At 58.8% G+C, this 4,018-nt stretch carries 5 protein-coding genes; all 5 read right to left on the bottom strand.

The window, feature by feature from the left end:
• Window positions 1–35: 35 nt before the first annotated feature.
• Window positions 36–692 (bottom strand): adenylate kinase, encoded by a 657-nt coding sequence (adk, locus tag A3754_RS01110; RefSeq protein ID WP_063518628.1) that lies wholly within the window; start codon window positions 690–692, stop codon window positions 36–38.
• A gap of 285 nt (window positions 693–977) precedes the next feature.
• A complete protein-coding gene (locus tag A3754_RS01105) occupies window positions 978–2,003 on the bottom strand; it encodes a tetratricopeptide repeat protein (RefSeq protein WP_063518627.1) in 1,026 nt (341 codons plus the stop codon).
• Window positions 2,000–2,437, bottom strand: a complete 438-nt coding sequence (locus tag A3754_RS01100) for a cytochrome c-type biogenesis protein (RefSeq protein WP_063518626.1) — start codon at window positions 2,435–2,437, stop codon at window positions 2,000–2,002. Before A3754_RS01100 ends, A3754_RS01105 begins: the two co-directional genes overlap by 4 nt.
• Window positions 2,437–2,994 (bottom strand): DsbE family thiol:disulfide interchange protein, encoded by a 558-nt coding sequence (locus A3754_RS01095; protein WP_063518625.1) that lies wholly within the window; start codon window positions 2,992–2,994, stop codon window positions 2,437–2,439. Before A3754_RS01095 ends, A3754_RS01100 begins: the two co-directional genes overlap by 1 nt.
• On the bottom strand, window positions 2,984–4,018 hold a 1,035-nt coding region (locus A3754_RS01090; protein WP_304439767.1), incomplete at its 5' end, for a cytochrome c-type biogenesis CcmF C-terminal domain-containing protein. The genes A3754_RS01090 and A3754_RS01095, both read right to left, overlap by 11 nt.

Below are 4,018 nucleotides of genomic sequence, written 5' to 3'. Positions count from 1 at the left end.
ACAGCGTTTTGTCAGCCTCCCACAGGAGGCCGTCATCAGCCTTTCAGGGCGGACAGCACGCGGTCGCGGATGTCCTCAACAGAACCAACGCCTGCAACACGCACATAGGCCGGTGCGTTAGATTCGCCCTGCCTGGCCAGGTCCTGATAAAAATCTACCAGCGGACGGGTCTGCGCCTGATACACCTCAAGACGCTTGCGAACCGTCTCTTCCTGGTCGTCGTCACGCTGAACCAGCTCATCACCGGTTTCATCGTCTTTGTCTTCAACTTTAGGTGGGTTGTACTTGGTGTGGTACACACGGCCAGAGGCCGGGTGGACGCGACGACCGCTCAAACGCTCGATGATCTCTTCATCGTCTACGTCGATTTCCACTACAAAGTCGATATCGACACCCTGCTCCACCAGAGATTGCGCCTGGGGAATGGTGCGGGGGAAACCGTCGAACAGGAAGCCGTTGGCACAATCATCTTCCGTAATGCGCTCTTTCACCAGGCCGAGGATGATATCGTCAGAGACCAATCCGCCCGCATCCATCACTTTCTTGGCTTCCAGGCCCAGTGGAGTGCCTGCTTTTACCGCAGCGCGCAGCATGTCACCGGTGGAAATCTGAGGAATATTGAACTGTTCCTTGATGAACTGCGCCTGGGTGCCCTTGCCCGCACCGGGGGCACCAAGCAGGATGACACGCATAGGATTCTCCATCTTACTGTCGTCAGAAGAGGCAAAAAGTCCCTCTGATTTATTCACCCTCATCGCCACGGCCAAGTGCCGTACGGCTCTGGATACGGCCCACGCTAACCCCACGAGAGGGCGCAATGCCCGCCGCAGACGGCGTAAACTGGCGTAATTTCCAAGCGTATGGGTGTACAAATCAGAGGAACCCAGCCTCCGAAGGGGTGCAACTTTACCTTGAGGCCCCCTTCATCACAAGGGATAGGGGCTGCTACTTAGGTAGCAGCCCGGGGCGGCAAGCCCCTATTGGCGGGACAAATCGAGGGTTGCAGGCTGCGCCTGGGGAAGTTGTAACGAAACCGGTACGGCGGTAATCGCCGCCTGATCCACCGAGGCACCCGGTGCTGGCGTGTAGCGGGCACCGATAACCAGGTCCGCCTGCGCGTCCGGGTAGCCCTGCAGCCAGTTTGCCGCCGTCAGCTCCACAGTAATGGGGAAATGGGGAACCACTTTCCGTTGTGCAGCCAGCGGTTGCCCGGTGCTTCCCGCTTCGCGAAGGAACACAAACAGGGTGCCACCAGCCGGCAGGCCTTCACCGCTGATTGTCGCCCCAAGGTTGGCAAAGACCCCTTCACGCTGCTTTTGCTCCCGGGCCCGATCCAAACCGCGCTGCAACAGTTCCGCCGTTTCGCCTTCGCTGTGCCGGGACAACAAAGACGCCCAGGCCTGTTCCGACAGCGCATAACGCCCGGCCCGGTCCGCCGACATGGCCAACAACATCCAGGCCCCATCGTGATTCGGTTCACGGTCCAGCACCCAGCGAATTTCGTCCAGCGCCGGGTCGGTAAGCCGTGCTTCATTCTTTTCGATCAAGGCGCGTGCCAGCAGCAGATGCATGGCGGCATCATCCGGGTTCAGCTGCAAGGCCTTGCGAGCGGCTTCTTCGGTCTGCGCCGGCGCTCCCAACTGGTCATACAGAGCGCCCAGGGCATACCAACCAACGGCAGAGGGGGTCAGGGAAAGTTCGGATTGCAACACCCGCACCAAGGCCCCGGCGGGCACTTCAGAGGCGGCTTTCTCCGGTGGTTGCCCGGCGATAATTTGCCGCGCCACCTCACCGTATTCCTGTTTATGTCCCAACCAGGTGCTGGTGTGCTCGTTAAGACCGATAAACCCGTAACCGGCGCCGGCCAGAACCACCATCACCAGGGGAATACCTATCGCGCCCGTCATGTTCTTGCCGGCTTTGCGCCCTTCTCGGCGCCACATCATCCACAGCACCGCAGCCATCACCAGCAACAGAACCAGCGCCATCAACCACAACATCATTTCGTGCCCTCTTCCGGTTCTTTACCCTGGGATCTCTCATCTTCTGCTGCCGCTTTACGGCTGGCGTTACGCAGCAACATAGCGATCACTACGCCGCCACCCAATAACAACAAAATGGGGCCCAGCCACAAAATGGAGGTACCGGCATTCACCGGCGGGCGATAGCTGACAAAGTCACCATAACGAGAGACAAAATAGTCGACGATGTCCTCATCGCTTTTGCCTTCCAGGATCATGGTATGCACTCGCGTTCGCATATCCTGGGCAATGCCGGCATCGGAATCCGCAATGCTCTGGTTCTGGCATTTCGGGCAACGCAGTTCCTCAGACAGGATACGAAAACGCTGTTCCTGTTGTTCATTATCGAACTGATAGACATCAATGGCGGCCAAAGCCGGCATGGACAGCATCAGCAGCAACACCATACGCAGCATTATTCTTCTCCCTCACCCTGCCCCGTCGCTGGCGACTGTGTAGGCAATAAAGGAACAAATTTTTCTTCCCAGACGCGGGCATTCAAATCCCCCGCGTGGCGCAACACGATCTCCCCCGCCGGGTTAATCAGGAAAGTTTCCGGGGCCCCATAGACCCCCAGATCCAGTCCCAGCTGGCCATCGGCATCCACAATTACATGGGTGAAGGGGTTACCCAGGTTAGCCAGATATTGACGGGCGGCCGGCAGCTCGTCCTTGTAGTTCAACCCGGAAATGGCCACACCCTGCGCCGCCAGCTTCAGCAGATACGGGTGTTCCACATGGCAGGTGGGGCACCAGGTGGCCCACACATTCAATAGCTGCCAACGCCCTTTCAGGGACTCTTCAGTATAGGTTTCTTCGGTCAGCAACGACGGCAGGGAAAACGACGGTGCCGGTTTGCCCACCAACGCAGAAGGCAGCTCCTGTGGATCACGACCCAGGCCGCTGGCCAACAGCACCGCCAGCAACACAAAGCCGACCAGGGGCAAAAACACCCAGGGAGAATTAGCTTTCATTGGCAGCTCCTGCGTCGTTGGCCGCAAAACGGTTACGGCGGTAACGTTTGTCTGTCAGGGCCAGGGCACCACCAAGGGCCATGATCAAGGCGCCTAACCAGATCCAGCGAATTCCGGGTTTGAAGTAAATACGCACCGCCCAGGCATTGCTGTCATCCAGCGGTTCTCCCAGGGCTACATACAGATCGCGCCAGAAACCGGCATCGATGGCCGCTTCGGTCATTACCTGGCGGCTGGCGTGGTAGGTACGTTTTTCCGGGTGCATCACCGCCACCGGATCACCGTCATGGCTCACGTGGAAATGACCACGGGTGGAATCGAAGTTGGGCCCGCGGTATTCGTCCAGGCTGTCGAACACAAAGGTGTAGTGCCCCAGTTCCGCCGTATCCCCCGGCGCCATGCGAATGTCGCGCTCTACTTCGTGGAAGCTGACCAGGGTAATGCCGGCAATCAATACCGCCAAGCCACAGTGAGCCAGCACCATACCCCAGTAGCCGCGCCCCAGTTTGCCCAGCCCGGTGACAAAACCTTGCTTGTAGGCACGGGCCCGGCGAACCACATCGTCCACGTGGGCAAACACCAGGAACAGGGCCAGCATGATCGCCAACACTCCCTGCCAGGGGCTTGGGTCTGGCAGACGGGAGCCAAACCAGCCGGCGATAATGGCGGCGGGGGCCAACAGTGCCATGCGCTTGAGCAGGGTATTGCCGTCCTGGCGTTTCCAGTTGCTGAACATGCCCGGCACCATCAACAGAATCAGCACAAAGGCCAGCGGCACAAAAAAGCCATTGAAGTAAGGGCTGCGGATGGAAATTTTCATGTCCAGCGCTTCGCCGATCAGCGGGAATAACGTTCCCATCAACACCACGGATGTGGCGGTAAGGAGAATCAGGTTATTACCCAGCAGGAAGGCTTCCCGCGATACCGGCTTGAAACCGGTATCACTGCGCAGCGCCGACGCCCGCAGGCCAAACAAGGTCAATGCGCCACCGGCGACCACAATCAGGAAGCCAAGAATGAAAGC

It is taken from the genome of Alcanivorax sp. HI0083, from assembly GCF_001635175.1.
The sequence above is the reverse complement of the archived record's forward strand: the minus strand, read 5'-3'. Positions and strand labels throughout refer to the sequence as shown.